The organism is Longimonas sp. (genome assembly GCF_046498435.1).
In the GTDB taxonomy this organism is placed as follows: Bacteria; Bacteroidota; Rhodothermia; order Rhodothermales; family Salinibacteraceae; genus Longimonas.
Window position 1 is genome coordinate 1 of record NZ_JAWOAR010000344.1, and the last position, 5,811, is coordinate 5,811.

6 protein-coding genes are annotated in these 5,811 nt (G+C 62.0%); all 6 read left to right on the plus strand.

Annotated features, from left to right (window positions below; genetic code table 11):
• Positions 1-732 (plus strand): class I SAM-dependent methyltransferase (locus R6U20_RS13455; RefSeq protein ID WP_410338353.1); only part of this gene is annotated, 732 nt, incomplete at its 5' end.
• Positions 733-839: 107 nt separating this feature from the next.
• Positions 840-1,802 carry a PLP-dependent cysteine synthase family protein gene (locus R6U20_RS13460; protein ID WP_410338354.1) on the plus strand — a complete coding sequence of 321 codons (963 nt, stop codon included), beginning with the start codon at positions 840-842 and terminating at the stop codon, positions 1,800-1,802.
• Between the two features lie 134 nt (positions 1,803-1,936).
• Positions 1,937-2,170 carry a DUF433 domain-containing protein gene (locus R6U20_RS13465; protein ID WP_410338355.1) on the plus strand — a complete coding sequence of 78 codons (234 nt, stop codon included), beginning with the start codon at positions 1,937-1,939 and terminating at the stop codon, positions 2,168-2,170.
• A 369-nt stretch (positions 2,171-2,539) separates the two neighbouring features.
• Complete coding sequence (gene trpE, locus R6U20_RS13470; RefSeq protein ID WP_410338356.1) at positions 2,540-4,045, plus strand: anthranilate synthase component I; 1,506 nt, start codon at positions 2,540-2,542, stop codon at positions 4,043-4,045.
• Positions 4,046-4,128: 83 nt separating this feature from the next.
• Entirely contained in the window at positions 4,129-4,599 is a 471-nt protein-coding gene (locus tag R6U20_RS13475; protein WP_410338357.1) for a hypothetical protein, read from the plus strand.
• Positions 4,600-4,659: 60 nt separating this feature from the next.
• On the plus strand, positions 4,660-5,673 hold the full coding sequence (gene trpS, locus R6U20_RS13480) for a tryptophan--tRNA ligase (protein ID WP_410338358.1): 1,014 nt from the start codon (positions 4,660-4,662) through the stop codon (positions 5,671-5,673).
• Positions 5,674-5,811: the final 138 nt, after the last annotated feature.

Genomic DNA, 5,811 nt, shown 5'->3' on the forward strand with positions numbered 1-5,811 from the left:
CTGTCTCATCCCATGACGTACGCAGATCCGCTTCGCATCCCCCCGCAACGCCCAACTGCCATGCAACACGATTCCATGCAGCCCGCCCGCATGCCGCAATGGGCGGTGCCGTACATCTACACCGCCATTGCCCCCACGCACGACTGGCTGGCGGTTCTGGTGGAAGCGAAGGCCCGTGCCTTCGGACTCCAGCAACTCGCAGTACAGAACGGCGAGCATGTGCTGGAGGTGGCCGTGGGCACGGGGCTCTCGTTCACCGACCTCGTAGCCGCCAACCCCGACGGCTGGACCGAGGGGCTCGACCGCACACCCGCCATGCTGCGACAGACGGCCCGCCGCATGCAGAAGGCGCCCCACCAGCAATTCGGACTGCGCCTGGGCGATGCGTACGCCCTTCCGTATCCCGATAACACCTTCGACGCGGTCCTCAACAGCTACATGTTCGACATGCTGCCGGTGTCGGACTTCGCGACCGTACTGCGCGAGTTTCAGCGCGTGCTGAAGCCGGGCGGGCGGTGCGTCTGCATCAACATGACCGTGCCCACCCACTGGACCGAGCGGCTGTGGGATACGCTCTACGCTATCTTTCCCCCGCTTCTGGGCGGATGTCGCGGCATTACGCTGGCCCCGTCGATGCATGAAGCCGGGTTTGCAGAGGTGCAGCGCACCCGCATCGTGCAGCGCACGTTTCCGTCGGAAGTGGTGATGGCATCCGTTGAAAACAGCGCATAGCCGCCATATCCGATGTAATATAACGCTGAATTCATTGCAATCCGGGTGCAGGGTGCGTACACTTCCTGTGTTACACATTCTGCTTACTTCGGGCCCTACCGCAGTCTATGCATACTTCCTCTGCCTCCCCGGTTGCCTCGCCCTTTGCCACCGATGACCCCGTGCTGAGCCTCATTGGCAACACGCCGATGGTTGCGTACCCGGGTGTTGAGAACGAGCGCGTGCTCTGCAAGATGGAGTCGATGAATCCGACCGGCTCTATGAAAGATCGCATCGCGATGGGCATTCTCACCGAAGCGGTGCGCACCCAGAACATCGATACAGTCGTGGAGGCAAGCTCGGGCAACACGGCAGGCGCGGTAGCACTGGTCGCCAACCGGCTCGGACTGCGGTGCATCCTGACATGCCCCGAGGGCAGCAGCCGCCAGAAGTTTGGTTACATGAAGGCGTTCGGGGCCGAGGTGCACGAATGCCCGCGCGTCTCCTCCGACGATCCCAACCACTACCGGGCCACTGCCCAGCGCCTGGCCGAGGAGAACGACGGCTTTCTGATGAACCAGTACTACAACCAGTCGAATCCGGGCGTGCATGCGCAGTGGACGGGTCCGGAGGTGTGGGCCCAGGCGGGCGACCGCATGACGCATCTGGTCTGCGCCATGGGCACGGGCGGACTCATCAGCGGCACCGCACGGCACGTAAAAGAGCAGGCTGCCGAAGCTGGGCGTCCGGTTACCGTTGTGGGGGTGGATGCCGAGTGCTCGAACATTGCCACCGCATTTTACGACGAACCCGAGCGTCCGTACGACACCGCTGTAGAGGGCCTCGGCAAAGGCGGCAAGCTGCCTACCATGTGGTTTGAGTACCTGGACGAGATGCGCCGCGTGACCGACGACGAGGCGTTCGATCAAGCCCGCCGCGCGGCCCGCGAAAACGGCATGCTCATTGGGCCCAGCGCCGGAGCCGCCCTCAAGATTGCCTGCGACATCAGCCAGTCCGACCCCGCCGCCACGGTCGTTACCATCATCTGCGACGGCGGCGACCAGTACTTTGATACGCTGTTTGGGGTGTGAGCGTCATCTATGCCTCCATTCAGCCGCACCCGCAATGAGGCAGAGAAGAACACAGGATCTATCTTGCCTACCGTACTGTTTCTTTTCTCAAAACAAGGAAGCGGCGACTTGCTTTCACGCAACAACAAAATGATATGGACTGGCGCAATCGTATTACCAGCGATCCTGAGGTGCTAACTGGAAAGCCCGTCATTAGCGGTACGCGGCTTTCAGTTGAGCATGTCCTCGGACTGTTGGAGAATGGATGGAGCGAAACCGATATCCTGGAAAGTTACCCCCATCTGGAATCAGAAGACGTGCGCGCGTGCCTCGCATACGCTCGCGAAGTGCTCTCCGAAGAACGTCTCTACCACGCACCACAGTCATGAAGCAGCGTGTGCTTGCAAAGTCCCTGAGTTCCAACTGTCGGGGAGCTCCCTCGGCTGCGCTCGGGATGACTGCATAAGAGAACCATCGACACCTCCATCCCTCCATCCTTCCATCCCTCCCCCAAAGCAAATCCCAAACAAGATCTTCAACCCACCCGCTTGCAACCCCCGCAGGTCACTCGTATATACATAGCATGATGAACTTACGCCCCCAACACATTGCTGCATGGTGGTGGTGCACCCGGGTTTCTGGGCACACCCTCCGCCACGGGTAGCGCATCCGTTGCGCCCCATATTTGTGCTCGTTGACCCGCTGTCGCCCATGCAGACAGTGGGTTTTTTTCGTTTGTCGCCTTGCCCCCGTTTCCCATGACGTTCGACGACTTCGCTGCACGCATCGAATCGGCTCGTGCCGATACCGGCGGCCCGCTTGTTGTGCCGCTGCATCGCCGCCGCAGTGCCGACCTGCTCACACCGGTGTCGGCGTTTCTGGCGCTGCGCGAGAACGCAGACTTCCCGTTCCTGCTCGAAAGCGTAGAGGGCGGCGAGAAGCTGGCGCGCTACTCGTTTCTGGGTGGCAATCCCTACCGTGTGGTACGCGCCACCGAGCACGGTGCCAACGTGTCCATGACCACCCGGCGGGATGCCGATGGCCTGGGCACGCCCGACGATTCGGGGACCATCTTCGACGTGCTAACACGTCTTACCGAGCCGTTCACCGAACTGCCCACGCCCGAACTCCCTCGCCTACAGAGCGGTGCGGTCGGATACATGGGATACGACACCGTGCGCCTCATCGAAGACCTGCCCGATGCGCCCCCCGACACCCTCGGCCTGCCCGACGCGGTCTGGGGATTCTACGATACCCTCGCAGCCTTCGATCATGTGCGGCATCAGCTTGTGGTGATGGCAAGCGCATTCGTATCCCCCGATACCGATCTACGCAGCGCCTACGACGATGCCACGCAGCGGCTCGATCAGCTGGAGGCGCAGCTTAACGCCCCTGCCGCACATCCCGATCCGCTCGAACTGCCGTCGCCCGATATCACATCGAACTTCGAGCGCGACGCTTTCGAGCAGGCCGTACGCGATGCCAAGCAGCACATCGTGGATGGCGACATCTTTCAGGTGGTGCTCTCGCAGCGCTTCGAGTCCACCTTTCGCGGCGACCGCTTCAACCTGTACCGTGCCCTCCGGCAGGTGAACCCGTCACCGTATCTGTTCTACCTCGACTTCGACGACGTGGCGCTGGTAGGCTCCTCGCCCGAGGTCCTCGTTCGCGTAGAAGACGACCGCGCCGAGGTGCTGCCTATTGCGGGGACGCGTCCACGGGGCGACACCGAAGCCGAGGACCAGGCCCTGGCCAACGAACTGGCCGCCGATCCCAAAGAACGCGCCGAACACCTCATGCTCGTGGATCTGGGCCGCAACGACCTGGGACGTGTGTGCGACTACCAGTCGATCAACGTGGACCGCTACGCCTTCATTGAGCGCTACTCGCATGTGATGCACATCGTGTCGTCGGTGTCGGGCACGGTGCGGGGCGAGCGTACGCCCATGGAGGTGCTGGCCGCGTGCTTCCCGGCGGGTACCGTCAGCGGCGCGCCGAAAGTGCGGGCCATGGAGCTAATCGACGCCTTCGAGCCCACGCGGCGTGGCGTGTATGCGGGCGCGGTGGGCTACCTCGACTTTTCGGGCACGCTCGACACCTGCATCGCTATCCGCACCATGGTGGTGCGTGGCGATACGGTGTACGTGCAGGCCGGTGCAGGCATTGTAGCCGACAGCGACCCGGCCTCCGAGTACGAAGAAACCCGCAACAAAGCCGCCGCGCTTCACGAAGCACTGCAAGTAGCGACCGACGACCTGCTGTAGTCATCGACAGCCAAACCCGCCCGCCCCGTTGCGGGTACGTGCATTTACATCCTGTATTCTTGATTTTGCCCCTGTACACTGTCATGCCGAATCCCATTGCCGAGGCCCTTCTTGGAAAAGGTTGGATGGGCCGCACTATTAGCCGCGAAGAGACGGTCGAACACCTAAATCCGCTCGTAGAAGCCCACATTAAGCTGAACCACGCCTACCGCGCTGTTGTGCGTGTAGCTGATGATCCACGCGTGGTGGAGGCGCTCGAATCGCTCCTGAAAACAGCCCGTGCCGATGTGGGCAAGCTCTCGGAGACGATCTTCAGCGCCGGCGGCGCTGCTTACAACGGCACCGACCTGGAGCCCGAAGACTTCGACCTGGGTCCCGATCTGGACGCCGCGCTCCCTAATCTCATCGAGCAGGAGGAAGCGTTTCAGGACGATGTCAAGACCGAGCGCAACGATGTGGAGCATCAGATGCGCACACGGGCCATTCTGGAGCTGGTACGCGATAACAGCCAGGAGCGCCTTAGTGTGCTCAAGCGCATCAAAAAACGCCGCTAAACAGCGGTGCCTGCTCCATCCCTCTGCATCCCCAACGATTTTCTGACTGCTCCCAGCCGTATGACCGACGACGCCCCCTCGAACGCCGATTCTGTTGTTGTATCAGGCATTCAGCCCTCGGGCCGCCTGCATATTGGCAACTACTTTGGTGCGCTCCGCCAGCACCTCGACCTGCACACGCAGCACGAGGCGTACTACTTCATCGTGAACTACCATGCGCTCACGTCGCTGCACGATGCCGACAAGATGCGCGAGTACACGATGGATGTGGCGCTCGACTACCTGGCCCTCGGCTTCGACCCCGACGAGGCCGCGCTCTTCATCCAGAGCGATGTGCCCGAGGTTACCGAACTCGCCTGGATCTTCTACAACCTGATGCCGGTGTCGCGCCTGGAGCGCGGGGTGTCGTACAAGGAGAAGGTGGCGCAGGGCCTGAACCCGAATGCCGGGCTTTTGAACTACCCTGTGTTGCAAGCCGCCGACATCCTCATCTACGGCGGCACGCAGGTGCCCGTGGGGGCCGACCAGAAGCAGCACATCGAGATCACGCGCGACCTGGCCCAGCGCTTCAACAACACGTTCTGCCCCGACGACGACCCGCTCTTTACGCTGCCCGAGCCGTACATCCTCGACGACGTTTCGGTCGTGCCGGGCATCGACGGGCAGAAGATGTCGAAGAGCTATGGCAACACCATCGGCATCTTCGACGAAGGCAAGGCGCTCAAGAAGAAGGTCATGAGCATCGTTACGGATTCGACGCCGCTCGACGAGCCGAAGGACCCTGAGCAGTGCAACGTGTTTGCGCTCATCAAGCTGTTTGCGGAGGCGGAGCACCGTGCCGAAATCGCCGAACAGTACCGGGCCGGCGGATACGGATACGGCCACGCCAAGAAAGAACTCCTGGGACTGATCGACGACTTCTTCGCCGAAGCGCGCGCACGGCGTCACGAACTGGAGCAGCGTCCCGACTACGTCCGCGATGTGCTGCGTGAGGGCGCCAAGCGAGCCCGCCAGAAAACCGAACCCCTCATGGCCCAGGTCCGCAACGCCACCGGATTAATGACAGCCGTGTGAGACCGTGCCCCCTCAGTCTCGCCGTAACGACGCAGCGCGCTGCGTCGCCACAGGTAGACAGTAACTCACCTTGGGCGGATTGGTAAAAATGATGTCCAACCCCGAAAGCTGGTGCGGTCCTGCCAACCACGCACGGGA

Bases quoted from the DNA above. Each gene is read 5' to 3' on its own strand.
- R6U20_RS13460 (WP_410338354.1), top strand. From the start codon at position 840: ATGCATACTTCCTCTGCCTCCCCGGTTGCCTCGCCCTTTGCCACCGAT.
- R6U20_RS13465 (WP_410338355.1), top strand. From the start codon at position 1,937: ATGGACTGGCGCAATCGTATTACCAGCGATCCTGAGGTGCTAACTGGA.
- trpE (WP_410338356.1), top strand. From the start codon at position 2,540: ATGACGTTCGACGACTTCGCTGCACGCATCGAATCGGCTCGTGCCGAT.
- R6U20_RS13475 (WP_410338357.1), top strand. From the start codon at position 4,129: ATGCCGAATCCCATTGCCGAGGCCCTTCTTGGAAAAGGTTGGATGGGC.
- trpS (WP_410338358.1), top strand. From the start codon at position 4,660: ATGACCGACGACGCCCCCTCGAACGCCGATTCTGTTGTTGTATCAGGC.